The sequence below is a fragment of the Streptomyces sp. P9(2023) genome (genome assembly GCF_032436795.1).
GTDB lineage: Bacteria > Actinomycetota > Actinomycetes > Streptomycetales > Streptomycetaceae > Streptomyces.
The window spans coordinates 125077-151318 of the sequence record NZ_JAUPWM010000012.1 but is presented as its reverse complement, the minus strand read 5'-3'; the positions used below and the strand labels follow the sequence as shown (position 1 = coordinate 151318).

At 69.6% G+C, this 26242-nt stretch carries 23 protein-coding genes and 2 tRNA genes; 6 read left to right on the top strand and 19 right to left on the bottom strand.

All coding sequences use genetic code 11. The annotated features are described in order from the left end of the window. Positions 1-14: 14 nt before the first annotated feature. The 8 genes from mreD to Q5762_RS18830 all read right to left on the bottom strand — a co-directional run bounded on the left by mreD (position 15) and on the right by Q5762_RS18830 (position 9751). Positions 15-680, bottom strand: a complete 666-nt coding sequence (gene mreD, locus Q5762_RS18865; RefSeq protein WP_315893309.1) for a rod shape-determining protein MreD — start codon at positions 678-680, stop codon at positions 15-17. A gap of 3 nt (positions 681-683) precedes the next feature. Beyond that, on the bottom strand, positions 684-1745 hold the full coding sequence (gene mreC / locus Q5762_RS18860; protein WP_315893308.1) for a rod shape-determining protein MreC: 1062 nt from the start codon (positions 1743-1745) through the stop codon (positions 684-686). Positions 1746-1881: 136 nt separating this feature from the next. After that, complete coding sequence (locus Q5762_RS18855) at positions 1882-2901, bottom strand: rod shape-determining protein (protein WP_030317599.1); 1020 nt, start codon at positions 2899-2901, stop codon at positions 1882-1884. 289 nt (positions 2902-3190) lie between these two features. Next, positions 3191-3604: a nucleoside-diphosphate kinase gene (ndk, locus tag Q5762_RS18850; RefSeq protein WP_315893307.1), complete on the bottom strand. Its 414-nt coding sequence runs from the start codon at positions 3602-3604 to the stop codon at positions 3191-3193. 152 nt (positions 3605-3756) lie between these two features. Further along, positions 3757-4137: a DUF4233 domain-containing protein gene (locus Q5762_RS18845; protein WP_315893306.1), complete on the bottom strand. Its 381-nt coding sequence runs from the start codon at positions 4135-4137 to the stop codon at positions 3757-3759. A 5-nt stretch (positions 4138-4142) separates the two neighbouring features. Next, positions 4143-5687 carry a bifunctional folylpolyglutamate synthase/dihydrofolate synthase gene (locus tag Q5762_RS18840; protein WP_399495202.1) on the bottom strand — a complete coding sequence of 515 codons (1545 nt, stop codon included), beginning with the start codon at positions 5685-5687 and terminating at the stop codon, positions 4143-4145. A 92-nt stretch (positions 5688-5779) separates the two neighbouring features. Continuing rightward, entirely contained in the window at positions 5780-6922 is a 1143-nt protein-coding gene (locus Q5762_RS18835; RefSeq protein ID WP_315893305.1) for an ATP-binding protein, read from the bottom strand. Positions 6923-7102: 180 nt separating this feature from the next. Continuing rightward, positions 7103-9751 (bottom strand): valine--tRNA ligase, encoded by a 2649-nt coding sequence (locus Q5762_RS18830; protein ID WP_315893304.1) that lies wholly within the window; start codon positions 9749-9751, stop codon positions 7103-7105. 138 nt (positions 9752-9889) lie between these two features. On the opposite strand from Q5762_RS18830, the gene Q5762_RS18825 reads away from it, so the two are divergent. Then, positions 9890-10843, top strand: coding sequence for a hypothetical protein (locus Q5762_RS18825; RefSeq protein ID WP_315893303.1), 954 nt, complete (start codon positions 9890-9892; stop codon positions 10841-10843). A gap of 944 nt (positions 10844-11787) precedes the next feature. Here Q5762_RS18825 and clpX read toward each other — a convergent pair. The 5 genes from clpX to Q5762_RS18800 form a co-directional block, all read right to left on the bottom strand. Continuing rightward, the gene (gene clpX, locus Q5762_RS18820) at positions 11788-13071 is read right to left on the bottom strand and encodes an ATP-dependent Clp protease ATP-binding subunit ClpX (protein ID WP_315893302.1); all 1284 of its coding nucleotides are present in this window, start codon (positions 13069-13071) and stop codon (positions 11788-11790) included. Positions 13072-13227: 156 nt separating this feature from the next. Further along, positions 13228-13890, bottom strand: a complete 663-nt coding sequence (locus tag Q5762_RS18815; protein ID WP_315893324.1) for an ATP-dependent Clp protease proteolytic subunit — start codon at positions 13888-13890, stop codon at positions 13228-13230. A gap of 61 nt (positions 13891-13951) precedes the next feature. Continuing rightward, complete coding sequence (locus Q5762_RS18810) at positions 13952-14569, bottom strand: ATP-dependent Clp protease proteolytic subunit (protein WP_315893301.1); 618 nt, start codon at positions 14567-14569, stop codon at positions 13952-13954. Between the two features lie 252 nt (positions 14570-14821). Further along, on the bottom strand, positions 14822-16216 hold the full coding sequence (gene tig / locus Q5762_RS18805) for a trigger factor (RefSeq protein ID WP_315893300.1): 1395 nt from the start codon (positions 16214-16216) through the stop codon (positions 14822-14824). Between the two features lie 177 nt (positions 16217-16393). Beyond that, a tRNA-Pro gene (locus Q5762_RS18800) sits at positions 16394-16470 on the bottom strand. Positions 16471-16601: 131 nt separating this feature from the next. Here Q5762_RS18800 and Q5762_RS18795 point away from each other — a divergent pair. Both Q5762_RS18795 and Q5762_RS18790 read left to right on the top strand, forming a co-directional pair. Then, a tRNA-Gly gene (locus Q5762_RS18795) sits at positions 16602-16672 on the top strand. Between the two features lie 117 nt (positions 16673-16789). Further along, entirely contained in the window at positions 16790-17197 is a 408-nt protein-coding gene (locus Q5762_RS18790) for an amphi-Trp domain-containing protein (RefSeq protein ID WP_315893299.1), read from the top strand. 38 nt (positions 17198-17235) lie between these two features. Here Q5762_RS18790 and Q5762_RS18785 read toward each other — a convergent pair whose 3' ends face one another. The 3 genes from Q5762_RS18785 to Q5762_RS18775 form a co-directional block, all read right to left on the bottom strand. Next, complete coding sequence (locus Q5762_RS18785) at positions 17236-17430, bottom strand: hypothetical protein (protein ID WP_315893298.1); 195 nt, start codon at positions 17428-17430, stop codon at positions 17236-17238. A gap of 184 nt (positions 17431-17614) precedes the next feature. Then, positions 17615-18064 carry an HD domain-containing protein gene (locus Q5762_RS18780; RefSeq protein WP_315893297.1) on the bottom strand — a complete coding sequence of 150 codons (450 nt, stop codon included), beginning with the start codon at positions 18062-18064 and terminating at the stop codon, positions 17615-17617. Positions 18065-18135: 71 nt separating this feature from the next. Continuing rightward, positions 18136-19281, bottom strand: coding sequence for a PP2C family protein-serine/threonine phosphatase (locus Q5762_RS18775; RefSeq protein ID WP_315893296.1), 1146 nt, complete (start codon positions 19279-19281; stop codon positions 18136-18138). Positions 19282-19388: 107 nt separating this feature from the next. On the opposite strand from Q5762_RS18775, the gene Q5762_RS18770 reads away from it, so the two are divergent. Then, the gene (locus tag Q5762_RS18770) at positions 19389-20618 is read left to right on the top strand and encodes a GNAT family N-acetyltransferase (RefSeq protein WP_315893295.1); all 1230 of its coding nucleotides are present in this window, start codon (positions 19389-19391) and stop codon (positions 20616-20618) included. A gap of 109 nt (positions 20619-20727) precedes the next feature. On the opposite strand, the gene Q5762_RS18765 is transcribed toward Q5762_RS18770, so the two are convergent. Continuing rightward, the gene (locus Q5762_RS18765) at positions 20728-21537 is read right to left on the bottom strand and encodes a DNA-formamidopyrimidine glycosylase family protein (protein WP_315893294.1); all 810 of its coding nucleotides are present in this window, start codon (positions 21535-21537) and stop codon (positions 20728-20730) included. A 73-nt stretch (positions 21538-21610) separates the two neighbouring features. Beyond that, on the bottom strand, positions 21611-22099 hold the full coding sequence (locus tag Q5762_RS18760; RefSeq protein ID WP_315893293.1) for a ribose-5-phosphate isomerase: 489 nt from the start codon (positions 22097-22099) through the stop codon (positions 21611-21613). Positions 22100-22305: 206 nt separating this feature from the next. On the opposite strand from Q5762_RS18760, the gene Q5762_RS18755 reads away from it, so the two are divergent. Continuing rightward, positions 22306-23748, top strand: coding sequence for an amino acid permease (locus Q5762_RS18755; RefSeq protein ID WP_315893292.1), 1443 nt, complete (start codon positions 22306-22308; stop codon positions 23746-23748). Positions 23749-23944: 196 nt separating this feature from the next. On the opposite strand, the gene Q5762_RS18750 is transcribed toward Q5762_RS18755, so the two are convergent. After that, positions 23945-24547, bottom strand: a complete 603-nt coding sequence (locus Q5762_RS18750; protein ID WP_315893291.1) for a biotin transporter BioY — start codon at positions 24545-24547, stop codon at positions 23945-23947. A gap of 277 nt (positions 24548-24824) precedes the next feature. Here Q5762_RS18750 and Q5762_RS18745 point away from each other — a divergent pair, with 277 nt between their 5' ends. Then, positions 24825-26219 carry an amino acid permease gene (locus Q5762_RS18745; RefSeq protein ID WP_315893290.1) on the top strand — a complete coding sequence of 465 codons (1395 nt, stop codon included), beginning with the start codon at positions 24825-24827 and terminating at the stop codon, positions 26217-26219. The last annotated feature ends 23 nt before the right edge of the window (positions 26220-26242 follow it).

The following is a 26242-nucleotide window of genomic DNA, read 5'->3' as shown; positions in this document are numbered from 1 at the left end:
TCACGGTCGCTCGGTCACAGTCGCTTGACTCCCTTGATGCGTCCGGCCCGTGCGGCTCTGGTCCGGGCGGCCTTGACGCGCAGGCCACCGCGCTGGGTGCCGATCTGCAGGCCGGTGCCCGAGCTGAGCCAGCCGGAGGCGACATCCGTTCCGCCCGAGCTGTCGGCGGCGAGCGGGTCGTTCTCCGCGCGCCGGGCCAGGGCCATGATCAGCGGCACGGTGAAGGGCGCGAGCAGGAGGTCGTAGACGGCCGCGGTGAACAGCAGGAAGCCGAGGCCGACATGGCGGGCGGCGGTGTCACCGACGAGGGCGCCGACACCCGCGTACAGCAGCGTGGAGCCGAGCGCGGCGGCGACGACCACGGCCATCGGGCCGCTGGCGGACTTGAGCTTGCCGTTGTCGGGACGGGCAAGCCCGGCGACGTAACCGATGACGCAGAGGACCAGGGCGTAGCGGCCGGCGGCGTGGTCGGCGGGCGGGGCCAGGTCGGAGAGGAGGCCGGCCCCGAAGCCGATCAGGGAGCCGCTGACCGGGCCGTACACCAGGGCGAGGCCGAGGACGGTCAGCAGGACGAGGTCGGGTACCGCGCCGGGGAGCTGGAGGCGCGCGAGGACGGAGACCTGGACGACCAGGGCGACGACGACGAGCGCGGTGGAGAGCAGGATCCGGTTGAACTTCACGTCTCAGTCCCCCTGCTGCTCGTTCTCGGGCTTCTGCCCCTGCTGTTGCTGCCATCCCGGCGGCTGCTGCTGCCCTGGCTGCTGCTGCCCTGGTTGCTGCTCCCCCTGCACCTGGCCTTGCACCTGGCCCTGCGGCTGCTCGCCCTGCTGCTCACCCTCCGGTGGCGGCGGGGTGACCGTGACGGTGACGGTCGGCGCGGGCTTCGGCTTGGGCGGCAGGACCGTGTCGCGCGGGTTGGTGCGCGGGGCCTGGACCACGACGCCGATGATGTCGAGCTTGGAGAAGCCGACGTACGGGCGTACGTAGACGTTGCGCGTGAGGCCGCCGCCGAGCGGGTCGACGCGGACGACCTCGCCGACCGGGACGCCGGGCACGAAGGGCTTGTTCGCCTGCGAGCCAAACGTGACGAGCCGGTCGCCGTTCTTCACCTTCGCCTTGCCGTTGAGCAGCTGGACCAGGAGCGGTCCGTTGCCCTGGCCGGTGGCGAAGCCGAGTTCGTCCGACTTCTCCATGCGGGTGCCGACGGTGAAGTCGGGGTCGCTGGCGAGGAGCACGGTCGCGGTGGAGGGGCCGACGGTGGTGACGCGGCCGACCAGACCGGAGCCGTTGAGTACGGTCATGTCCCGCTCGATGCCGTCGTCGGCGCCGGCGTCGATGGTGACGGTCCAGGAGAAGCCCTGGGCCGCTCCTATGGCGATGACCTCGGCGCCCTTGATGCCGTACTGGCCGGCGCCGGCCGTCTTGAGCAGCGTGTCGAGCTCGCGCAGGCGGCTGCGGTTACGGTCGTCGCTGCCGAGTTTGGCCTTGAGGGCGGCGTTCTCGCGCTCCAGGGTGGCGATGCGATCGTGCCGCTCGCCCGAGTCACGTACCGCCCCTATGGCATTGCCGATGGGATCGACGGCCGCCGCGACGCCGTTCTCGACAGGTCCGAAGACCGCGGCGGCTGCCTGCCGGGCACCGTCGACCGGTGACTCCGCGCCGCCGCGGATGTCCACCGTGATCAGTGCGAACGCGATGGCGATCAGCAGCACCAGGAGCAGCCGGCTCTCTCGTGTGTCCCTCACGTGCGGCGGCCGTGCCTTTCCTCTGGGTTCGGTTGTTCCGTGCGGTTTGTGGCGCTATATCAACGATCGGCTGTACGGGGGGCCTTGCCACCCGTACAGCCGAATCGAAGTGAAGTGCTGCGCACTTGTTATCGACCTAGCGGCGGGGCTGGGCGTCCAGGACCTGCTGGAGGGCTTCGAACTCCTCCACGCACTTGCCCGAGCCCAGCGCCACCGAGTCCAGCGGGTCCTCGGCGATGTGGATCGGCATCCCGGTCTCGCGGCGCAGCCGCTCGTCCAGGCCGCGCAGCAGTGCGCCGCCACCCGTGAGAACGATGCCGCGGTCCATCACGTCACCGGAGAGCTCGGGCGGGCACTTGTCGAGCGTCGTCTTCACGGCGTCGACGATCGCGTTGACCGGCTCCTCGATGGCCTTGCGGACCTCGGCGGCCGAGATGACCACGGTCTTGGGCAGACCGGAGACGAGGTCACGGCCGCGGATCTCGGTGTGCTCGTCCTTGTCGAGGTCGTAGGCCGAGCCGATGGTGATCTTGATCTGCTCGGCGGTGCGCTCACCGAGGAGGAGCGAGTACTCCTTCTTGATGTGCTGGATGATCGCGTTGTCGAGCTCGTCGCCGGCCACCCGGATGGACTGTGCCGTGACGATTCCGCCGAGCGAGATCACGGCGACCTCGGTGGTGCCGCCGCCGATGTCGACGACCATGTTGCCGGTGGCCTCGTGGACCGGCAGGCCCGAGCCGATGGCCGCGGCCATGGGCTCCTCGATGATGTGCACCTGACGGGCGCCGGCCTGGGTGGAGGCCTCGATGACGGCGCGGCGCTCCACTCCGGTGATGCCGGAGGGCACGCAGACGACGACCCGTGGGCGGGCCAGGTAGCGGCGCTTGTGGATCTTGAGGATGAAGTAGCGGAGCATGCGCTCGGTGATCTCGAAGTCGGCGATCACGCCGTCCTTCAGCGGGCGGACGGCGACGATGTTGCCGGGTGTCCGGCCGATCATCTTCTTCGCCTCGGCGCCCACCGCGAGGATCCCGCCGGTGTTGGTGTTGATCGCGACGACGGACGGCTCGTTCAGGACGATGCCGCGACCCCTGACGTACACCAGCGTGTTGGCAGTACCTAGGTCGATAGCCATGTCACGGCCGATGAACGACATTGAGTTCCCCTTGTTTCCCATGAGGATGCGTCGAGCCTTCCCAATCGGAGCGTTGACGGCTTCTCAGGTAGGCGAGGTGGTAGGTGCTGCGGGGTGGTACGGCGTGGAGTTTTCCATCGTAGTGCCGCCCACTCGGCGCCGCGCGCGGTGGTCCACCTCTGTATAGGTGACGGTAGGACGCGGCGATCCGTTCCCGGAAGTGACGTTCATATGCCTGTGGGCGACCGAAATTCGTTCGGTCGCCCCAGGTGGTGGCGCTGTTCGGCTGACACCGGGTCAGCCGGGTGGGTCAGACGAGACCCGGGAAGAAGATCTTCAGCTCGCGCGCGGCGGACTCCTCGGAGTCCGAGGCGTGGATCAGGTTCTCCCGGACGATGGTGCCGTAGTCGCCACGGATGGAGCCGGGCGTGGCGGCGATCGGGTCGGTCGGGCCGGCGAGGGTCCGCAGACCCTCGATGACGCGCTCGCCGTCGACGACCAGGGCGACGACGGGGCCGGACTGCATGAAGCCCATCAGCGGCTCGTAGAAGGGCTTGCCCTTGTGCTCGCCGTAGTGCTGCTCCAGCGTCTCCTGGCTCAGCTCGCGCAGTTCGAGCGCGGAGATGGTCCAGCCGGCCTTGCGCTCGATACGACCGATGATCTCGCCGATCAGGCCACGGCGGACGGCGTCGGGCTTGAGCAGGACGAGCGTGCGCTGGCTCACGGTGGGGACTCCTTCAAATCCGGTGTGCGGGACTCAGAGGCTACAGGGCCCGGACCGCCGCCGATTACGCAGCGTCAAGCCCTCCGCAGCCGCGGGGCCGGCGTCCGGGCGCCCCGGCTGCCGGGGGGCCGACGTCCGGGCGCCCCGGCCTCCTAGCTCGCTTCCGGCTCGGGTCCCGCGGCGCCCGCGGCCTCCGCGGCCTCCGCCTGGGCGGCCCAGCGCGCCTTCACCTCGTCGATCTTCGCGCCGTAGTGGCAGGAGGCCCACCACAGGACGGCGAAGACCGCGCCGAGGAAGAACATCGTCGGCACGAAGAAACCGCTGGCGACCAGCCCGATCTGCAGCGCCCAGCCCAGCTGGACCCCGCCCGGGCGGGTGAGCATCCCGCACAGCAGCACCGTCAGCAGCATCGCGACGCCGCAGACCCACCAGACCGTGGACGTCGACAGGCTGTCGTCCTTCATGGCGACGAGCCCGGCGAAGCCGATCACGAAGAACTCGCCGATCAGCGTCGAGGCACAGAGCGTACGCATCGGATTCAGCGCCTTCCCAGCAGCAGCCGGGCGTCGCCGACCGTGAAGATCGAACCGGTCACGAGCACACCCGCGCCGGCGTACTCGCCCTCTTCCTCCGCGAGGGTGATCGCGGCCTCGATGGCATCGTCCAGACGGGGCTCGACGACCACCCGGTCCTCGCCGAAGACCTCGACGGCGATGGCCGCGAGCGCGTCCACGTCCGTGGCACGCGGGTTGGAGTTCGCCGTCACCACGACCTCGGCGAAGATCGGCTCGAAGGCTTCGAGCAGGCCCTTGGCGTCCTTGTCGGCGCTGGTGGAGACCACGCCGATGAGCCGGGAGAAGCCGAACGACTCGCTGACGCCGTCGGCCGTGGCGCGCGCGCCGTGCGGGTTGTGCGCGGCATCCAGGACGACCGTCGGGGACTTGCGGACGACCTCAAGGCGGCCCGGGGAGGACACCGAGGCGAAGGCGCGGCGGACGGTGTCGTTGTCCAGGGTGCGGGCGTGCTCCGCGCCGATCCCGAAGAAGGCCTCGACGGCCGCGAGGGCGACCGCCGCGTTGTGCGCCTGGTACGCGCCGTGCAGCGGCAGGAAGACCTCTTCGTACTCGCCGCCGAGCCCGCGCAGGGTGAGCAGCTGGCCGCCGACCGCGATCTCGCGGGCGACGACACCGAACTCCATGCCCTCACGGGCCACCGTCGCGTCGACCTCGACGGCCTTCTTCAGCATGACCTGGGCGGCGTCCACCGGCTGTTGGGCGAGGACGACCGTCGCGCCCTGCTTGATGATCCCCGCCTTCTCGCCCGCGATCTCGCCGGGGGTCCCACCGAGCCGGTCGGTGTGGTCCAGGTCGATCGGGGTGACGACGGCGACCTGCGCGTCGATCACGTTGGTCGCGTCCCAGGTGCCGCCCATGCCGACCTCGACGACCGCCACGTCCACCGGCGCGTCGGCGAAGGCCGCGTACGCCATTCCGGTGAGGACCTCGAAGAAGGAGAGCCGATACTCCTCGCGGGCGTCGACCAGCTCCACGTACGGCTTGGTGTCCTGGTACGTCTCGATGAACCGCTCGGCGGAGATCGGGGCGCCGTCCAGACTGATGCGCTCGGTGATCGTCTGCACATGCGGCGAGGTGTACCGGCCGGTGCGGAGCTCGAACCCGGCCAGCAGCGCCTCGATCATCCGGGCCGTGGACGTCTTGCCGTTCGTCCCGGTGATGTGGATGGAGGGGTACGCGCGCTGGGGCTCGCCGAGGACGTCCATGAGCGCCGCGATACGCGTGACCGAGGGCTCCAGCTTGGTCTCGCCCCAGCGGGTCGACAGCTCGGTCTCGACCTCACGGAGCGCCCTGTCCACCTCCGGGTCGGCGGGCCGGGCGGGCACGGGGTCACCCTGGGGCGAACCGGCCTGCGCGCGCAGGGTGCGGCTGCCGGCCTCGATCACCGCCAGGTCGGGGTCTCGGTCGGTCTCGGAGGCGACGATGTCGTCGAACGGGTCGGACTCGCCGAACTCGTCGGACTTGTCGGACGGCTCGGACTCGTCGAACTGGTCGCGGTGCTCACTCACGGGCCCAGTCTACGGAGGGGTACCGACAGGACCATGGACCCACCCCTTTCGGGACTTTCGCCCCACCGTCCCCTGCGCCGGTCGAAGGCTGCCTAGGTGCGGTCGAAGCCCGCCGGGAGGAGGGCCGTCACCGTGTACGTACCGCCGTGCGGGCCCGCCGAGAGGCTGCCGCCCATGCTGGTGACGCGCTCCCGCATGGAGAACAGGCCCGTGCCCGTCGAGACCGGGGCGCGGTCCGGCGGGGTCTCGGGGAGCGGGTTGCGGACCTCGACGCGCAGGTCGCGGCCGGTCACCGAGATCACGACGGTCACCGGAAGGCCCGGCGCGTGCTTGGCCGCGTTCGTCAGGCACTCCTGGACGACCCGGTGGACGGCCGCCTGGCGCAGCGGCGAGAGCGCCTTGGCCTCGTCGGCGACCGTGAGCTCGACCGGGCTGCCCATCCGCTCGCTCTCCTCCGCGAGCGCGGCGAGCCCTTCGAGGCCCGGGGTCACCGTGCCCCGGTCCGCCCGCCGCACGATCGTCTCGTTCAGCATGTGGTGGGCCCGCCGCGCGGTGTCCGACAGCTCCTCGAAGTCCTTGTGGTGCGTCTCGCCCCGGGCCCGTACGGCGAGCACCTCGGCCCGCACCGAGAGCACGGTCAGCTCGCGCCCCACCAGGTCGTGGACGTCCCGGCCGACCGAGATCCGCTCCTCCTGGACGGCCTGGCGCGCCGCGGCCTCCGCACGCTGGGACTCCAGGGCGCGCACCAGGTCCTGCCGGTACGCGGCGATGCCGACGCCCGCCGCGAGCACGCCGATGGGCACGACGAGGCTGAGGAACTCGCTGACCGTCTCCCCGTGCCGGGCGGGCCAGCCGGGCAGCTGGAACAGCGCGTACGCCACGGCCACGTAGAGAACGGTGGCGACGACGGCGACCCTACGGCCCCGGAACCGGCCCAGCGAGTACAGCGCGAACTGAATCATCGTCAGCTCGTGCAGCCAGCCCATCAGGGCGAGCGCCACCAGGTACGGGATCCACGGCAGCCGGCGCCGCAGCACCAGCGTCGCCGCGCCGGCCGCGAGGACGAGGGTCGCGGTGACCCCGGTCAGCGAGTTGTCGGCGCGCGCGAGCCCGGGCACGTCCAGGACCATCAGGGCGAAGGCGCTGACGGCGGTGACGACGTCGAGGGCGGGCGGCGAGCCGGCCCACCGCTCCACGCGGCGGCGCAGCGCGGGGAAGGCGGGCAGTCGGGACATGCCTTCCATCATCCAAGGTCCTTCGACCCACCGCCCCGGACCTTGTTCCCTTCTCGCGTGAGATCGGGCACTTCGGTCATTCTGCCGTTTGATGCGCGAAGCATGACAACAGCACGGAGGGGCCCGGAACCGTACGGTTCCGGGCCCCTCCGTCACAGACACCTACACCTACACCTACACCTACGCCTGCGGCAGCCGCTCCAGCTGCGCCTGGATGCGGGCGATGTCCTCGTCCGCCTTGGCGAGCCTCGTACGGATCTTGTCGACCACGTTGTCCGGCGCCTTCGCCAGGAACGCCTCGTTGCCGAGCTTCCCGTTCGCCTGCGCCTTCTCCTTCTCGGCGGCTGCCAGGTCCTTCGCGAGCCGCTTGCGCTCCGCGGCCACGTCGATCGTGCCGGACAGGTCGAGCGCGACCGTGGCCCCGGCGACCGGCAGGGAGGCGGTGGCGGAGAAGCCCTCGCCCTCCGGCTGGAGGCGCAGCAGCTGGCGGATGGCCGCCTCGTGCGGGGCGAGCGCGGTACCGGTCAGGTCCAGGCGGGCCGGAACCTTCTGGCCGGGCTGCAGACCCTGGTCCGAACGGAACCGACGAACCTCCGTGACGAGCTGCTGGACCAGCTCGATCTCCTTCTCGGCGGCCTCGTCGCGGAAGCCGCCCGGGGCGTCAGCCCCAGGAACCAGCACAGTGGTGGGCCAGTCGGCGATGACGACGGACTCCTTGCCGGTGAGCGTGGTCCAGAGCGTCTCGGTGACGAACGGGACGACCGGGTGGAGCAGCCGCAGCATGACGTCCAGGACCTCGCCGAGGACCCGGCCGGAGACCTTGGCACCCTCGCCGCCCGCGAAGAACGTGGTCTTCGACAGCTCGACGTACCAGTCGAAGACCTCGTCCCAGGCGAAGTGGTACAGCGCCTCCGACAGCTTCGAGAACTGGTAGTCGTCGTAGAGCGCGTCGACTTCGGCGACCGTCTTGTTGAGACGGGAGAGGACCCAGCGGTCCGTCGCCGACATCTCGGAGGCGTCCGGGAGCGGGCCCTCGACCGTCGCGCCGTTCATCAGCGCGAAGCGGGTCGCGTTCCAGATCTTGTTGGCGAAGTTACGGGACGCCTGGACCCAGTCCTCGCCGATCGGGACGTCGACGCCCGGGTTGGCGCCGCGCGCGAGGGTGAAGCGGACGGCGTCGGAGCCGTAGGTGTCCATCCAGTCCAGCGGGTTGACCGCGTTGCCGAAGGACTTCGACATCTTCTTGCCGAACTGGTCGCGGACCATGCCGTGCAGGGCGATGGTGTGGAACGGCGGGGTGCCGTCCATCGCGTACAGGCCGAACATCATCATCCGGGCGACCCAGAAGAAGAGGATGTCGTAGCCGGTGACGAGGACCGAGTTCGGGTAGAACTTCGCGAGGCTCTCGGTCTGCTCGGGCCAGCCCATCGTCGAGAACGGCCACAGGCCGGACGAGAACCAGGTGTCGAGGACATCCGTGTCCTGGTGCCAGCCTTCGCCGGTCGGCGGCTGCTCGTCGGGTCCGACGCAGACGATCTCGCCGTCGGGGCCGTACCAGACGGGGATGCGGTGACCCCACCACAGCTGGCGCGAGATGCACCAGTCGTGCAGGTTGTCGACCCAGTCGAAGTACCGCTTCTCCATCTCCTGCGGGTGGATCTTGACCTTGCCGTCGCGGACCGCGTCACCGGCGGCCTTGGCGAGCGGGCCGACCTTGACCCACCACTGCATCGACAGGCGCGGCTCGATCGTGGTCTTGCAGCGCGAGCAGTGGCCGACCGAGTGGACGTACGGACGCTTCTCGGCGACGATCCGGCCCTCGGCGCGCAGCGCGGCGACGATGGCGGAACGGGCCTCAAGACGGTCCAGGCCCTGGAAGGGGCCGTGGGCGGTGATGACCGCACGCTCGTCCATGACGGTGAGGTTCGGCAGGTTGTGGCGCTGGCCGATCTCGAAGTCGTTCGGGTCGTGCGCGGGCGTCACCTTGACGGCGCCGGTGCCGAACTCGGGGTCGACGTGCTCGTCGGCGACGACCGGGATCCGGCGGCCGGTCAGCGGCAGCTCGATCTCGGTGCCGACCATGTGCTTGTACCGCTCGTCGTCCGGGTGGACGGCGACGGCGGTGTCACCGAGCATCGTCTCGGCGCGGGTCGTCGCGACGACGATGGACGCGTCACCCTCGCCGTAGCGGATGGAGACGAGCTCGCCGTCGTCGTCCTGGTACTCGACCTCGATGTCCGAGATCGCCGTCAGGCAGCGCGGACACCAGTTGATGATGCGCTCGGCGCGGTAGATCAGCTCGTCGTCGTAGAGCTTCTTGAAGATGGTCTGGACGGACTGCGAGAGACCCTCGTCCATGGTGAAGCGCTCACGGGACCAGGCGACGCCGTCGCCGAGGCGACGCATCTGACCGCTGATCTGGCCGCCGGACTCGCCCTTCCACTGCCAGACGCGCTCGACGAACGCCTCGCGGCCCAGGTCGTGGCGGGACTTGCCCTCCTTGGCGAGCTCACGCTCGACGACGTTCTGGGTGGCGATGCCGGCGTGGTCCATGCCGGGCTGCCACAGCGTCTCGTAGCCCTGCATGCGCTTGCGGCGGGTGAGGGCGTCGATCAGCGTGTGCTCGAAGGCGTGGCCCAGGTGGAGCGAGCCGGTGACGTTCGGCGGCGGGATGACGATGGTGTACGGCGGCTTCTCGCTCTTCGCGTCGGCCTCGAAGTACCCGCGCTCTACCCAGCGCTCGTACAGCGGCCCCTCTACCTCGGCCGGCGCGTACTGGGTCGGCAGTTCGGTGGTGGGCGCTGTCTGCTGCTGAGTGTTCTCGGTCACGGGCTCAGTTTAGGGGTGCGGCGGGGGTGTCCCGAAACCCGATAGTTCCGTAACGGTGTGCCCCCCGCCGCCCATCCGGAGCACGGCTTCCGACAGGATGTTCGCTAGGCATAAACATCCTGTGAGGGGAACCTGTCCATGAGTTACAACCAGCCGGGCCCGTACGGCGGTCAGCCTCAGCAGCCCGGGCCGTACGGCCAGCCGGGCCCGTACGGTCAGCAGCCGGGCCAGTACGGCCAGCAGCCGCAGGCGCCGCAGCCCGGTTACGGCTACCCCCAGCAGGCGCCCCAGGGCGTGCCGCCGCAGCAGCAGCCGTACGGCTACCCGCAGCAGCAGCCCCAGTACGGCCAGCAGCCCCCTTACGGCGCCCCCCAGGGCCCCGGCGGCTACCCGCCGCCCCCGCCGGCCCCGAAGAAGAAGACGGGCCTGATCATCGGCGCGTCCGTCGTGGCGCTCGCGGTGATCGCGGGTGGCGTCTGGTTCTTCACCATGGGCGATGGCGGCTCGTCGGTCGCGAACGACGGCCCGCACAAGCTGATCACCCCGGAGACGGTGCTCACCGAGTACAAGAAGAGCCCTGACAGCGGAGGCGACAAGGGCGCCCTCAAGGAGGCCCAGCAGAACGGCGTCAAGAACGCCACGAACGTCAGCGCCTCATATCAGGTGAAGGACAAGGCCAACCCGCTCGGCACCAAAATCATCTCCTTCAGCGGCCTCTACGGTGAGATCGACGACCCCGAGAAGGTCGTCGACAGCGTCTTCGCCACCATCAAGACGAAGGCCGACGAGGACAAGGCCAAGAACGGGGACAAGGGCGACGCGCCCGAACTGGTCGGCAGCCCACAGGAGTACGAGCCGGCGGAACTCGACGGCGCGATCCTCAAGTGCCAGCAGGCCAAGGGCAAGGCCGATCCCGCCGAAGGAACTCCCGCGTTCACCATGACGGTCTGCGTGTGGGCGGACCACAGCACGGTGGGCTTCGTGACGCCGATGGACATGGCCTCCATCGCCACCGGCAAGCCCGGCAGCGCGGAGGACGCCGCGGCCATCACCGCCAAGTTCCGCAAGGAAGTCCGGGTTGCGGTCAAGTAGCTCGGGTCAAGTCAGCCCGTAGAGACGCCCGGCCAGTTGGACGAACTGGCCGGGCGTCCCCGTCCGCAGACCGTTGACCCCAGATGGGGGAACTCTGGCCCCTCAGGCCAGGCGGCACGCCTGGGTCGCGTGACGGTCCTTGACCCCTATGGACACAAGAGCGGGGTAGCAAAAGCCCCCGTGGGTGAAACTTGCACCCCACTCACAGGCCGTGGTCACCTTCGGGCCGACCTTGTAGCCCACATCATGAAGGTACGTCTGACAGGTGATCACTGACGCCTGCGCAGGAGCGGCGGCCACCACGGGCAGGATGCTCGCAGCGCCAGCCACACACACTGCGGCAAGTATTCGCTGAACCTTCGAACTAGTCATGCACATCTCCCCCAACACGACAGTCGGTCAAATATCTTGGTCGCGTCCAAGCGTTCTACAGAGGCGCTGGATGATCAACTCCTGAGCTCGGGATTGGCTTGATCGTTCTACAAAGGCGTCCCCGCTGGGAAAGCCAACGACGCCCGGCCGGTTCGAAGGAGTCGGCCGGACGCTCCCGTCTTCCCAGGAAGGGAGCGCCCGGCCATGCGTATCGAACGGCGGACACGCCTGGCCGTCGGCGCGCTGGCGATGGCGGTCGTGGGAGGGGCGTGCGGCGTGGTGGGTGACGGGGGCCTTCCGGGTCGACCTCGGCCACGGGCGGTGTGCGGCTGCCCCCTGTTCAGCCGCCGCGAGCCTCCCCCTCCGACGACGGTCCGTACAAGCTCACGGCGCGGACGCTCAACCGAGCCGACCATTCGCGGCGGGGCGAGTTCGCCCCGCCCGAGGAGGCGGCGGGCATCGCCGCACGGTTGCGCAAGGAAGTTCGCCTCAAGGCATGATCCCAGCTGAACGGCAAAGAGGGGCGCCCCATCGGGGGCGCCCCTCCTCACGTGCGACTGGTGCGCGAAGCGCTACGCCGACTTCTCGTGTCGCCCGTCGTTCTTCACGATCCGCGGGACCAGCGTCGGGTTCACGTTGTTGCGGACTACGTCCGCCGTGATGACCACGCGGGCCACGTCCTTGCGGGACGGGACCTCGTACATCACCGACATCAGGACTTCTTCCATGATCGCGCGCAGGCCTCGCGCGCCCGTGCCGCGCAGGATCGCCTGGTCGGCGATGGCCTCCAGGGCCGGGCGGTCGAAGTCCAGCTCCACGCCGTCGAGTTCGAAGAGGCGCTGGTACTGCTTCACCAGCGCGTTGCGCGGCTCCACGAGGATCTTGAGCAGGGCCTCGCGGTCGAGGTTGTGGACCGAGGTGATCACCGGGAGGCGGCCGATGAACTCCGGGATCATCCCGAACTTCACCAGGTCCTCCGGCATGACCTCCTGGAACTGGTCGCTCGCCTCGATCTCGCGCTTCGAGCGGATCGTCGCCCCGAAGCCGATGCCCTTCGCGCCCGCCCGCGACTCGATGAGCTTCTCCAGGCCGGCGAAGGCGCCGCCCACGATGAAGAGCACGTTCGTCGTGTCGATCTGGATGAACTCCTGGTGCGGGTGCTTCCGGCCGCCCTGCGGCGGGACGGAGGCCGTCGTGCCCTCCAGGATCTTGAGCAGGGCCTGCTGCACGCCCTCGCCCGAGACATCGCGCGTGATCGACGGGTTTTCGCTCTTGCGGGCGACCTTGTCGATCTCGTCGATGTAGATGATCCCGGTCTCGGCCTTCTTGACGTCGTAGTCCGCCGCCTGGATCAGCTTGAGCAGGATGTTCTCGACGTCCTCGCCGACATAGCCGGCCTCCGTCAGCGCCGTCGCGTCGGCGATGGCGAACGGGACGTTGAGCATGCGCGCCAGCGTCTGGGCCAGGAGCGTCTTGCCGGAGCCCGTGGGGCCCAGCAGCAGGATGTTGGACTTCGCCAGTTCGATCGCGTCGTCACGGCCCGCCGCGCCGCCGTTCTCGCCGGCCTGGACGCGCTTGTAGTGGTTGTACACCGCTACCGAGAGCGCCTTCTTGGCCGGCTCCTGGCCGACCACGTACCCCTCAAGGAACTCGTAGATCTCGCGGGGCTTCGGGAGTTCCTCCCACCGCACCTCGCTCGTCTCGGCGAGCTCCTCCTCGATGATCTCGTTGCAGAGGTCGATGCACTCATCGCAGATGTACACACCGGGTCCCGCGATGAGCTTCTTCACCTGCTTCTGGCTCTTTCCGCAGAACGAGCACTTGAGCAGATCGCCGCCATCACCGATGCGTGCCACGAGGTGCTTCCCCTTCGCCTGGGAGCGCTTGGTTCAGCGACTCCTGGTGCCTCATATTCGACGGTACCTTGCCGGGCCCCCCGTTCGGGCCCCCCTTGGCACGGTTCACATGGTCGGGATTCGGCCACGCGGACCGTGCCAGGGGAAGGTCGGGCGTCAGGCTGCCGCGGCCGCCGTGGTCTTGCGGGTCGAGACGATCTGGTCGACCAGGCCGTACGCGAGGGCGTCCTCGGCGGTCAGGATCTTGTCGCGCTCGATGTCGTCGCGGATCTTCTCGATCGGCGTCGAGGAGTGCTTGGCCAGCATCTCCTCCAGCTGCGTACGCATACGCAGGATCTCGTTGGCCGCGATCTCCAGGTCGGAGAGCTGCTCACGGCCGGTGCCGCCGGACGGCTGGTGGATCAGCACGCGGGCGTTCGGCAGGGCCATCCGCTTGCCGGGCGTACCGGCGGCGAGCAGCACGGCCGCGGCGGAGGCCGCCTGGCCCATGCAGACCGTCTGGATGTCCGGCTTCACGAACTGCATCGTGTCGTAGATGGCCGTGAGGGCCGTGAACGAGCCGCCCGGGCTGTTGATGTAGATCGAGATGTCACGGTCCGGGTCCATCGACTCCAGGCACAGCAGCTGCGCCATGACGTCGTTGGCGGAGGCGTCGTCGATCTGCACGCCGAGGAAGATCACGCGCTCCTCGAAGAGCTTCGCGTACGGGTCGTACTCGCGGATGCCCTGCGAGGTGCGCTCGACGAAGCGCGGGACGACGTACCGGTTGTCCATCGGCGCGCCGGTGTAGAGGCCGCTCGGGGAGAGGTTGTTCTGCATCTGGATGTTCACCGTCCTGGTGGCGTTCGGCGGGGGCTGGGGCTCTGGCGGGCTGCCGGGCTCAGGCGCCCGTGCCGCCGCCGCCGGGAACGCCCGCGGCGTGCGTGATGATGTCGTCGATGAGGCCGTAGCTCTTGGCCTCCTCCGCCGTGAACCAGCGGTCGCGGTCACCGTCGCGGATGATCGTCTCGACGGTCTGGCCGGAGTGCAGCGCGGTGATCTCGGCCATGCGCTTCTTCGTACGAAGGAGGTACTCGGCCTGGATCTTGATGTCCGAGGCGGTGCCACCGATACCGGCGGAGCCCTGGTGCATCAGGACGTCGGTGTTCGGCAGCGCGAAGCGCTTGCCGGCGGCGCCGCCGGTGAGCAGGAACTGGCCCATCGAGGCCGCCATGCCCATACCGATGGTGACGACGTCGTTCGGGATGTACTGCATGGTGTCGTAGATGGCCATGCCGGCCGTCACCGAGCCACCGGGGCTGTTGATGTACAGGAAGATGTCCTTCTCCGGGTCTGCGGCCAGGAGAAGCATCTGCGCGGTGATCTTGTTGGCGATCTCGTCGTCGACCTGCTGGCCGAGGAAGATGATCCGCTCGCCGAGCAGCCGGTTGTAGACATGGTCGCCGAGGCCACCACCGATGGACGGCTCACCCGCGGCGTAAGGCTTCAGATTCGTCACGTATCCACCTGCTCGTCTCCGACGGCGACGGGCCGTCTCAGCGTCTCGTTCGGAGGGCATTGCCCTCGTATTCATGGACCCTAACGCGCAGGTAGGACAACGCCATCCCGGTTCCCGAACTGTTCGCTGGGAGCGCAAGGTTACGAGCCGTTCCACGGGGCGTGCGTACGGGGTCCGTATACGGGCACGGGCCCGGCGCACAGCAGTGCGTCCGGGCCCGTGGACCAGCGGTTCATCGGTTCAGCGCGAGGCTCAGGCCTCGTTCTTCTCCTCGGCGACCTCGGCCTCGCCGGTGACGGCCTCGACGGCCTCGGCGGCGGTCTCGGTCTCGTCCTCGTCGTCCTCGAGGTCGACGGTCTCACCGTTGGTGTCGACGACCTTGGCGGCCTCGACGACGACCGCGAGGGCCTTGCCGCGGGCGACCTCGCCGACGAGCATCGGCACCTGGCCACCCTCGACGACGGCCTGGGCGAACTGGTCGGGGGACATGCCGGAGGAGGCGGCGCGGCGCATGAGGTGCTCGGTGAGCTCCTCCTGGCTGACGTTCAGCTTCTCCTTGTTGACGAGCTCATCGAGGATGAACTGCGTCTTGATGCCCTTCTCGGCCTGCTCCTTGGTCTCCGCCAGGAACTCTTCCTCGGTCTTGCCCTGGATCTCCAGGTACTTCGCGAGGTCGATGCCCATCTGGCCGAGCTGGTGGTGCTCCAGGTTGTGCTTGCGGGTGTTGATCTCGTCCTCGAGGAGCTTCTCGGGGATCGGGACCTCCGCCAGCTTCAGCAGCTCGTCGAGGACGCGCTCCTGGGCCTGGGTGGCCTGGTCGAACTGCTTCATGTTCTCGAGGCGCTTGCGGCTGTCGGCCTTGAGCTCGTCGAGGGTGTCGAACTCCGACGCGAGCTGCGCGAAGTCGTCGTCGAGCTCGGGGAGCTCACGGGCGGCGACGGCGGCGACCTTGACGGTGACCTCCGCGTCCTTGCCCTCGGCGGAGCCGCCCTTCAGCTGCGAGGTGAAGGTGGCCTCGCCGCCGGCCTCCAGGCCGGTGACGGCCTCGTCGATGCCGTCGAGGAGCTCGCCGGAACCGATGGTGTACGAGACGCCCTGGGCGACACCGTCCGGGAGGACCTCGCCGTCGACCTTGGCCTCGAGGTCGATGGTGACGACGTCACCGTCGGCCGCGGCGCGCTCGACCGGGTTCGTGGAGGCGAAGCGCTCGCGCAGCTGCTCCACGGACTTCTCGATGTCCTCGTCGGTGACCTCGACCGCGTCGACGGTGACCTCGATGCCGGAGTAGTCCGGGATCTCGATCGTCGGGCGGATGTCGACCTCGGCGGTGAAGGCCAGCAGCTCGCCGTCCTTCAGCTCGGTGATGTCGACCTCGGGCTGACCCAGCGGGTTGACCTCGGCCTCGTTGACGGCCTCGGTGTAGAACTTCGGGAGGGCGTCGTTGACGGCCTCCTCCAGCACCGCACCACGGCCGAACCGCTGGTCGATCACACGAGCCGGGATCTTGCCCTTACGGAAGCCCTTGACCGTGACCTGCTGGTTGATCTTCTTGTACGCCGCGTCGAGGCTGTCCTTGAGCTCCTCGAAGGGCACCTCGACAGTGAGCCGAACCCGAGTCGGGTTCAGGGTCTCCACGGCGCTCTTCACGGTTCGGTCTCCTTGGTGGCTGATTCTTGGATTCTGCCGATGCCGCTTGGTGGGCGGTTCCGGCCGATCGGCCCGGTCAGAGAGACACACGGGCACGCAGCTTGCATAGTAACCGCAAGCGGGATGAGGCCCACAACGCGATCTTGTGACGCGTGATCTCGTGATGTGTGATCTCGATGGTCGGGGTGGCGGGATTTGAACCCACGGCCTTCCGCTCCCAAAGCGGACGCGCTACCAAGCTGCGCCACACCCCGTCGGTGCGACACGTAGGGTACATGCACGGAGACAGTGCGACGCCCCCTCTTTATGGGGCGTGCGGGGACCGCCCGGGACCCGCTACGATGCTGTCCGTGCCGCGGCCCTCGTGACCTGCGGCGCGTCACTTGCGGGCGTAGCTCAATGGTAGAGCCCTAGTCTTCCAAACTAGCTACGCGGGTTCGATTCCCGTCGCCCGCTCTTCCGGCCTCGGGGCCGGGCCGGAGGTTCACTCCTCCGGCCCGGCCCCGAGGCGTTTTCCGTGGTGCGGCCAGAGAATGGGCACTGTCCCCTGTTTCTGCCGCATCGGAGGCAGTCGTGAAGGATCTCAAGTTCGAGCAGAGCCACCCGATGACAGTGATCGAGGCGGCGGAAGTGCTGGAGGAGCTCGCGAAGGCGATGAGGAGCGGCGGTGTGGCGGAGCTGTCGCTCATCACCGGAGTGCTGACCCTGCGGATCCCCGACGAACTCTGGGCCGAGGTGGAGTGGGAGGTCGGCGACGGGAAGATCGAGCTGGAGATCGAGTTCTCCTGGCCGGCGGGGACGTCCCGGGAGGCGTCGGCCCCGGCGGCCGCGAGCCCGGAGAAGCCCGCGAAGCCCGCGCGTGCGGAGAAGTCCGCGCGGAGCCGGAAGGCCGCGCCCGCCAAGCGCGCGCGGAGCGGCGCCGGCGGAGGCGCGAAGGCGAAGCGGACCGCCGCGAAGAAGGCCCCGGCGAAGAAGGTCTGAGTCGCGGCGGGGCCCGGCGCGCGGGACCGGCGCGGGCCTCAGAACTTGATGGAGCCCACCGTCGACGTTATCGAGTCCAGGAAGCGCTGGATGTCGTCGGCCATGCCCGTGGAGGCAAGGAAGAAGCCGAAGAGGACCGCGACGACGGCCGGGCCGGCCTTCAGGTTCCCGCCGCGGATCAGCACCACCAGGATGACCGCCAACAGCAGCACCACGGATAGCGAAATGGCCACAACTGATCACACCCTCGGTCGGTCCCACCTTGCCGCCCGGGAGCGCACGTCACAGAACACCCCCGCTGCATCCATCGTGCCACCAACTTCTTGCCCACTGACGCCGGGTGACGAATCGTCGACGTACGAATCGAGCCAACCCGAGCGATTTTCGTCTTGATCGTTTCGGGCCGGCCGCCCGGCGTCAGTCGGCGGACAGCCCGAGCAGCCCGCGTACGGTCGCGTACTTGGCGGTCAGCCGGGTCCGCGTCGGTTCGTCGAGAACCGCGAGGCGGGCCGGGTCGGCGTTGTGCGCGAGGTCGGCCTCCTTGACGAGGAGGGCGCCGGGGACGGCCAGGATCCGGCGGGTGTACGACTCCAGTTCCTCGCCCGTCCGCTTCGTGAGGGCGAGCACCATGTCCTTGACCGCGCACGGGAGTTCGGCCGAATCCAGCCACTCGGCGGAGAGGGCGTCGTCCTCGACGGCGTCGTGCAGCCAGGCCGCCGCGATCTGCTCCTCGCTCCCGCCCCGCGCCCGCACCCCCTCGGCGACCGCCCGCAGATGCTCGGCGTACGGGCGGCCCGCTTTGTCGGTCTGGCCCTCGTGGGCGGCGACGGCGAGGGACTCGACCTGGGCGAGGGTGAGGCGCGGCATGCGCCGACTCTACGGCGCCGGGTGGCGGCGCGGGCGGTCAGGTGGGTGGACAGGAGGCGGCCTTCGGGCGGTCAGGCCTTGCGGCTGATGAGGAGCAGGGCGCGGTCGTCGTTGACGTCCTTCGCGCAGGCCTCGATGAGATGCCAGGCCGCGCCCTCGAAGCCGGCGGCGACGTAGCGGTCGGCCTCGCCGGTCAGCCGGTCGATGCCCTCGGCGATGTCCCGCTCGGCGGACTCGACCAGGCCGTCGGTGAAGAGCATCAGGACGTCCCCTGGGCGCAGGGAGCCCTTGACCGGGTGGAACTCGGCGCCGTCGTAGACACCGAGCAGCGGGCCCTCGCCGGACTTCTCCTCCCAGCGTCCCGTGCCCGCGTGGAGCTGGAGCGCGGGCAGGTGCCCGGCGGAGAGGAGTTCGTAGTCCCCGGACTCCAGGTCGAGGACGAGGTGGATGGAGGTGGCGAAGCCCTCGTCCCAGTCCTGGCGGAGCAGGTAGCCGTTGGCGGCGGGCAGGAAGGCGTGCGGCGGCAGCGAGCCGAGCAGCCCGCCGAAGGCCCCGGAGAGCAGCAGGGAGCGCGACGCGGCGTCCATGCCCTTCCCGGAGACGTCCGTGAGCAGGACCTCCAGGGTCCGGCCGCCGTGGGTGCGGGCCGCGACGACGAAGTCTCCGGAAAAGGACTGGCCGCCGGCCGGGCGGAGCGCCATCTCACGGTGCCAGCCCTTCGGAAGCCGGGGCAGGGCGCTCTGGGCCCTGATCCGCTCGCGCAGGTCGAAGAGCATGGTGCCGCCGCGCCGCCACGGCACGCCGACGCGGGCCCGGAACTGGGCGATGAGCAGTCCGAAGAGCCCGCAGGCGGCGACGACCAGGACCGTTCCGGGGGTGACCCGGGCGGGGCCCTGCGTGTACGGGCCGAGCACGAGGGACTCGACGATCAGGGCGCCGGCGGCGGCCGCGTACAGACCGAGCAGGCTCGCGGGGCGCAGCAGCAGCCCCCCGGCGACGATCGGCAGGACGAGGGTGGCGGGGGCGCACCACACCGGGTCGGCCAGGGTTCCCCAGGTGATGGCCGGGATGGTGAGCAGCAGCGCGGCGAAGGCGACCCAGTCGGAGCCCTCACCGCGGAAGTAGTCGACGCCGGATCTGCGCAGCGCGACGCGGACCCGGTGGGCGCTCCTGCGCATCCGGGCCGGGTACGTGGCGACACCCGCTCGATTTCCCATTGGCCTGGACCCTATCCACCCGGTCGGACCTCGTGCAGGGGGACCCCTGAGACATTGCGCGCGAAATCGGGTCGCCCCGGGCTGCCGGGCGCTGGTATCGATGGCATATGACGACTGAACTGCGCGTACTCGAGTCTGCCGAGTGGGACGAGTGGTACGGGATGCTGGAGCTCGCCTTCGGCGGTGTACCGGAAGCTCCCGAGGAGCGCGCGCTCTGGCAGGAGCTGACCGAGTACGACCGCTCGATCGGCGTCTGGGACGGCGAGCGCTGCGTGGGTTCGGCGGGGGCGTTCTCGTTCCGGCTGTCCGTGCCGGGCGGGGCGGTCGTGCCGGCGGCGGGCGTCACGATGGTGGGCGTGGCCGCGACGCACCGGCGGCGCGGGATCCTGACCTCGATGATGCGGCGCCAGCTCGACGACGTACGGGCGGGGGGCGAGCCGCTGGCGGTGTTGACGGCCTCGGAGCCGGCGATCTACGGGCGGTTCGGTTACGGCGTCGCCACGTACACGGCGCGGGCGACGATCGACACGAACCGGGTGCGGCTGACCGTGCCCGACGGCACGGACGGTGTGACCCTGCGGCAGGCCGACCTGACGAAGTCGGCGGCGGCGTGCGAGGCGGTGTACGCGCGGCGGGTCGCGGGCCGGCCGGGGATGCTGGCGCGCCGGCCCGGGTGGGAGAAGGTGCCGCTGCTCGACCCGGAGAGCCAGCGGGGCGGTGCCTCGCCGCGGCTGTGCGTGCTCGCGGAGCGCGACGGGGAGGTCGTCGGGTACGCGCGGTACGCCATCAAGTCGGAGTGGTCGCACGCCGGGGCGGAGGGCGTGGTGCTCGTGAAGGACCTGGAGGCGCTGGATCCGGCGGCGGAGGGGGCGTTGTGGCGCTTCCTCTGCTCGATCGACCTGACGTCGACGGTACGGATCCACAGCCGGCCGGTGGACGACGCGTGGCAGCACCTGGTGTCGGACGTACGGCGATGCGAGCCGACGCTGCGGGACGCGCTGCATCTGCGGCTGGTGGAGGTGGGGGCGGCGTTGGAGGCGCGGACGTATCAGGCGCCGGTGGATGTGGTGTTGGAGGTCTCGGACGCGTTCTGTCCTTGGAATGAGGGGCGGTGGCGGCTTACGGGGGACGCGAAGGGGGCGATCTGTACGCGTACCGACGAGGCCGCTGATCTTTCCTTGTCCGTACGGGAGTTGGGTGCTGCTTACCTCGGCGGTAACTCGCTGGTTTCGCTGGCCGCGGCCGGGCGGGTGCGGGAGCTTCGGGGCGGGGCGCTGGTGGAGGCGTCCGTGGCGTTCGGGTCGCCTGTCGCGCCGTGGTTGCCGCACGGGTTCTAGCGCGGTGGGCTCGTGGTGGGGGGCACGGGGCGGAGGCGCCCGCTCGGGCGCCGTCCCTTGTGCCCACCCGTCCCGCCCTGCGGGACGATTACCCACAAGGGGTCGCGCGTCAGCGCTGCTGGCAGCCCGGGCACCAGAAGAGGTTGCGGGCGGCGAGGTCGGCGGTGCGGATCTCGCCGCCACAGATGTGACAGGCCTGGCGGGCCCGGCGGTAGACGTAGACCTCGCCGCCGTGGTCGTCGACGCGCGGCGGGCGGCCCATCGCCTCGGGGGTGTGCTCGGGGCGGACGGTGTCGATGCGGTTGTTGCGGACGCCCTCGCGCATCAGGCCGACCAGGTCCGTCCACATCGCGGCCCACTCCTCGCGCGTGACGTCCTTGCCCGCGCGGTACGGGTCCACGCCGTGGCGGAACAGGACCTCCGCCCGGTACACGTTCCCTACGCCCGCGATGACCTTCTGGTCCATCAGTAGCGCAGCGATCGTCGTCCTCGATCGGGAAATGCGGTGCCAGGACTTCTCCGGGTCGTCGCCGTTCCGGAGCGGGTCGGGCCCGAGGCGGTCGTGTATCGCCCGCTTCTCGGGTTCGGTGATCAGCGTGCAGGTGGTCGGGCCGCGCAGGTCCGCGTAGTGGTCGTCGTTGAGGAGACGCAACCGGACGGTGTCCGTCGGCGGCGGCGCCGGCGTCGTACCGAAGCCGAGCTTGCCGAAGAGTCCGAGGTGGACGTGGACCCATCCGGTGTCCTCGAAGCCGAGGAAGAGGTGCTTTCCGTGGGCGTCGACGCCGTCCAGGATCCGCCCGTCGAGGAGAGCCGCGCTGTCGGAGAACTTCCCCTGCGGGCTGCTCACGCGGACGGGCCACCCTGCGAAGCGGTCGAGGTGATCCTCGGCCAGGCGGTGGATCGTATGCCCCTCGGGCACTGCTGTTCTCCTGGACGTGCGGGACGGCGTGGCCGTGCCGCCGGACCGGTCCGGCGGCACGGACTCGGGCGGGTCAGCCCTGCTGCGGGTGGTGGGCCGGGATCGGGGGAAGCTCGCCGGTGGTCTCGTACGCGGTGAGCATGTCGATTCGGCGGGTGTGACGCTCCTCACCGGAGTACGGGGTCTTGAGGAAGACCTCGACGAAGGTGGTGGCCTCGTCCTGGGTGTGCATCCGGCCGCCGATGGAGACGACGTTGGCGTTGTTGTGCTCGCGGCCCAGGGCGGCGGTCTGCACGCTCCACGCGAGGGCGGCGCGCACCCCCTTCACCTTGTTCGCGGCGATCTGCTCGCCGTTGCCCGAGCCGCCGATGACGATGCCCAGGCTGTCCGGGTCCGCGGCCGTCTTCTCGGCGGCACGCAGGCAGAACGGCGGGTAGTCGTCCAGGGCGTCGTAGATGTGGGGACCACAGTCGACGGGCTCGTGGCCATGGGCCTTCAGCCACTCGACGAGGTGGTTCTTGAGTTCGAGGCCGGCATGGTCGGAGCCGAGGTACACGCGCATGGTTCCGAGTGTGGCACGCGAGGGGCGGGGTAGCGGTCAGCGGGGTCGGGCCCTTGGTCCGGATCGGTCGAGGCCTTCGTCCGGACCGGTGCGGACCTTTGGCCCTTACGCAACGATCCGGAGTCGGCCCTTCCGATCGCCCCGGACTCCGGTGTTGAATGCTCGGGCTCGTGACCCGAGTGCCCCACAGATGTAAGGAAGCGTTCATGAACACGCAGCCGACCCTTGCGAAGGAAGGCGAGACCACCGGAAACACCGGTGATTCGCAGCCCTCCGACGGACTCAAGGCCGGTCTCAAGAACCGTCACCTCTCGATGATCGCCATCGGTGGTGTGATCGGTGCCGGCCTGTTCGTCGGCTCCGGCTCCGGCATCGCCGCGGCCGGTCCCGCCATCCTTCTCTCGTACGCGCTCGTCGGCACGATGGTCGTCTTCGTGATGCGGATGCTCGGCGAGATGGCCGCCGCCCGGCCGTCGTCCGGTTCGTTCTCCGCCTACGCCGACCAGGCGCTGGGCCGCTGGGCCGGCTTCACGATCGGCTGGCTGTACTGGTTCTTCTGGGTCGTCGTGCTCGCCGTCGAGGCGACCGCCGGCGCCGTGATCCTGGAGAGCTGGATCCCGGCCGTGCCGCAGTGGGCCTGGGCGCTCATCGTCATGGTGGTGCTGACCGCGACCAACCTCGCCTCCGTCTCCTCGTACGGCGAGTTCGAGTTCTGGTTCGCCGGCATCAAGGTCGTCGCGATCGCCGCCTTCGTGGTGGTCGGCCTCCTCGCCGTCTTCGGCGTGCTGCCGGGCTCGGACAACCCGGGCGCGGGCTTCGCGCATCTCTCCGACGCCGGGGGCTTCCTCCCGATGGGCGCGGGCGCGATCCTCACCGGTGTGCTGATGGTCGTCTTCTCCTTCATGGGCAGCGAGATCGTCACCCTCGCCGCCGGTGAGTCCGAGGACCCGCAGAAGGCCGTCACCAAGGCCACCAACAGCGTGATCTGGCGGATCGGCGTCTTCTACCTGGGCTCGATCTTCGTGGTCCTGACGCTGCTGCCGTGGAACGACAAGTCGATCGTCGAGAAGGGCTCGTACGTCGCCGCCCTCGACTCGATCGGCATCCCGCACGCCGGCCAGGTCATGAACGTGATCGTCCTGACGGCCGTGCTGTCCTGCCTGAACTCGGGTCTGTACACCGCTTCCCGGATGGCCTTCTCGCTCGGCCGGCGCGGCGACGCGCCGAAGGCGTTCGCGAAGACCAACAAGCGGGGCGTGCCGACGGCCGCGATCCTCTCGTCCGTCGTCTTCGGCTTCGTCGCGGTCTTCTTCAACTACCAGTGGCCCGACACCGTCTTCGCGTTCCTGCTGAACTCGTCCGGCGCGGTCGCGCTCTTCGTCTGGCTGGTCATCTGCGTGACGCAGTTGCGGATGCGCGGGATCATCCTGCGGGAGTCGCCGGAGAAGCTCGTCGTGAAGATGTGGCTCTTCCCGTACCTGACGTGGGCGACGATCGCGATGATCGTCTTCGTCCTCGGCTACATGCTTTACGACGGTGGTAGCGCGCGGGAGCAGGTCGTGCTTTCGCTGCTCGTGGCGGCGTTGGTGTTGGTGATCGCGCTGGTCAAGGACCGGTTCGCGAAGGGTTCGCAGCTCACGGACAAGTAGCTTCCCCGGTAACCGGAAGGCTCTCCGTACACCGACGACGTCGGTTGCACGGAGAGCCTTCTTGTATCTGGCGGCGCCTGCGAGTGCGGGCCGGTGGGTGGGGGGCGCCTGCGGCGGGCTCCTTCCCCACCCCGCCCCTTCCCGAACTGGGGCTCCGCCCCAGACCCCGCGCCTCAATCGCCGGCGGGGCTGAATTTCAGGCCTTGCGGCCCAGGAGCTTCCAGGTGGCCGGCAGGGCGCCCATCGCGAGGGCGGCCTTGAGAGCGTCACCGATCAGGAACGGGGTGAGGCCCGCGGCGATCGCCTGCGGGAGGGTCATGCCGGTGGCGAAGGCCAGGTACGGGACGCCGACCGCGTAGATGACCGCGGAGCCGAGCACCATCGCGCCCGCCGTGCGGAGCACGGAGCGGTCGGCGCCGCGCCGCGCGAGCGCGCCGACGACCGTGGCGGCGAGCAGCATGCCGAGGATGTAGCCGAAGGACGGCATCGCGAAGCCGGACTTGGCCTCGGCGAACCACGGCACGCCCGCCATGCCCACGACCGCGTACAGGGCGAGGGAGAGGAAGCCGCGGCGGGCGCCGAGCGCCGTGCCGACGAGCAGGGCCGCGAAGGTCTGGCCGGACACCGGGACCGGCGAGCCGGGGACCGGGACGGCTATCTGCGCGGCGATGCCGGTGAGCGCGGCGCCGCCCACGACGAGGGCGATGTCCCTGGCACGGGAGGACGGCAGCAGGTCGGCGAGGACCGTTCCCGAGCGGAGGGAGCCGAGGGAACGGACGGGGGCGGCGGCGGTGCTCATCGGTACTCCGCAGGGGTGAGGGAGGTCAGGACAGCTTGACCGTAGTCGAGGAGTGAACGCTCGATCACCATCAGTCGCCCACAAAGGGGAGGTTGAACGCTTCGTGGAGATCACACAAAGAACGGGATCCATGCCTCGCACCACGTGACGCTTGTCACGGCGGGGAGCTGGCGTGGGGGCCATTTTGCGCCAGATGGCCATCAGTAGAGAGACTGTGGGGTCTCCATAAACGCTCCCCCACCGCTCCCGTATCGCTTCCGAAGGCACGAACCCCCTCATGTACGACGCACCGCCTGCCGCCTCGGCCCCCCTGGCCCCCGAACCGGAGCCGCTCTCCCACGGACTGAAGCAGCGTCACCTGACCATGCTGGGGCTCGGCGGGGTGATCGGGGCCGGGCTCTTCGTCGGTTCCGGCGCGGGCATCGCGGTCGCGGAGCCCGGCATCGTCCTCTCGTATCTGATCGCGGGCGCGCTCGCGATGCTGGTCATGCGGATGCTCGGCGAGATGTCGGCGGCGATGCCCGCCTCGGGCGCCTTCTCCGTCCACGCCGAGCGCGCGCTCGGCCGCTGGGCGGGCTTCTCGGTGGGCTGGCTGTACTGGTTCCTGCTTGTGGTGGTGCTCGCCGTCGAGGCGACCGGCGCGGCGCAGATCGCGCACGGCTGGGTGCCCGGCGTCCCGCAGTGGAGCTGGGTGCTGATCTTCATGGTGGTGTTCACCGGGGCGAACCTCGCCGCCGTGAAGAACTTCGGCGAGTTCGAGTTCTGGTTCGCGGCGCTCAAGGTCGGCGCGATCGTGCTCTTCCTGATCCTGGGCACGCTCGCGATCGCCGGCCGGCTTCCCGACACCGATCCGGTGGGCATGGCGAATCTGACCGGCCAGGGCGGCTTCCTGCCCAACGGCTGGGGCGGCGTCGTCTCCGGTGTCCTCGCCGTCGTCTTCGCCTTCGGCGGTCTGGAGGTCGTCACGATCGCCGCCGCCGAGTCGGACGACCCGGCGCGCAACGTGGCCCGTGCGGTGCGCAGCGCCGTGTGGCGGATCCTCCTCTTCTACGTCGGCTCGATGCTGGTCATCGTCACCCTGCTGCCCTGGACCTCGATGAAGCCGGGCGAGTCGCCGTACGTGGCCGTGCTCGACTCGATCGGCGTCCCGGCGGCCGGCCAGATCATGAACGTCGTGGTCTTCGTGGCGCTGCTCTCGGCGCTCAACGCCAACCTGTACGGCTCCTCGCGGATGGTCTTCTCGCTCGCCGAACGCGGCGAGGCGCCGAAGGGCCTGCTGAGGGTGTCGGTCGGCGGAGTGCCGCGCCGGGCGGTGCTCGCGTCGGTGGCCTTCGGCTTCGTCTCCGTACTGCTCAATCTGAAGTGGCCGGATTCCGTCTTCCTCTACATGCTCAACGCGGTCGGCGCGGTGCTCCTCTTCGTCTGGGGTCTGATCGCGGTCTCGCAGCTGCGGCTGCGCCGCCGGATCGAGCGCGAGGCACCGGAGACGCTGACGCTGAAGATGTGGGGCTTCCCCTGGCTGACCTGGACGGCGCTGGCCGGGATGGCGGCCGTCCTGGTGCTGATGCTGACCGACGACGGGGCCCGGCCGCAGGTGCTGTGGTCGGGTGCGGCGACCGGGGCCGTACTCCTGGTGGCGTGGGTGCGAGAATTGCGCACGAAGCGGAAGTAGTCCTTCACCATGTGTGAAGCTCG

Excerpts from the sequence above, each read along its gene's own strand:
- Q5762_RS18855 (WP_030317599.1), bottom strand. The coding sequence starts at position 2,901 with ATGTCGTTCATCGGCCGTGACATGGCTATCGACCTAGGTACTGCCAAC.
- Q5762_RS18745 (WP_315893290.1), top strand. The coding sequence starts at position 24,825 with ATGTACGACGCACCGCCTGCCGCCTCGGCCCCCCTGGCCCCCGAACCG.
- Q5762_RS18755 (WP_315893292.1), top strand. The coding sequence starts at position 22,306 with ATGAACACGCAGCCGACCCTTGCGAAGGAAGGCGAGACCACCGGAAAC.
- Q5762_RS18835 (WP_315893305.1), bottom strand. The coding sequence starts at position 6,922 with ATGTCCCGACTGCCCGCCTTCCCCGCGCTGCGCCGCCGCGTGGAGCGG.
- Q5762_RS18780 (WP_315893297.1), bottom strand. The coding sequence starts at position 18,064 with ATGCCGCGCCTCACCCTCGCCCAGGTCGAGTCCCTCGCCGTCGCCGCC.
- Q5762_RS18815 (WP_315893324.1), bottom strand. The coding sequence starts at position 13,890 with ATGCAGAACAACCTCTCCCCGAGCGGCCTCTACACCGGCGCGCCGATG.
- Q5762_RS18760 (WP_315893293.1), bottom strand. The coding sequence starts at position 22,099 with ATGCGCGTGTACCTCGGCTCCGACCATGCCGGCCTCGAACTCAAGAAC.
- Q5762_RS18770 (WP_315893295.1), top strand. The coding sequence starts at position 19,389 with ATGACGACTGAACTGCGCGTACTCGAGTCTGCCGAGTGGGACGAGTGG.
- Q5762_RS18750 (WP_315893291.1), bottom strand. The coding sequence starts at position 24,547 with ATGAGCACCGCCGCCGCCCCCGTCCGTTCCCTCGGCTCCCTCCGCTCG.
- Q5762_RS18775 (WP_315893296.1), bottom strand. The coding sequence starts at position 19,281 with ATGGGAAATCGAGCGGGTGTCGCCACGTACCCGGCCCGGATGCGCAGG.
- Q5762_RS18845 (WP_315893306.1), bottom strand. The coding sequence starts at position 4,137 with ATGCGTACGCTCTGTGCCTCGACGCTGATCGGCGAGTTCTTCGTGATC.
- Q5762_RS18825 (WP_315893303.1), top strand. The coding sequence starts at position 9,890 with ATGAGTTACAACCAGCCGGGCCCGTACGGCGGTCAGCCTCAGCAGCCC.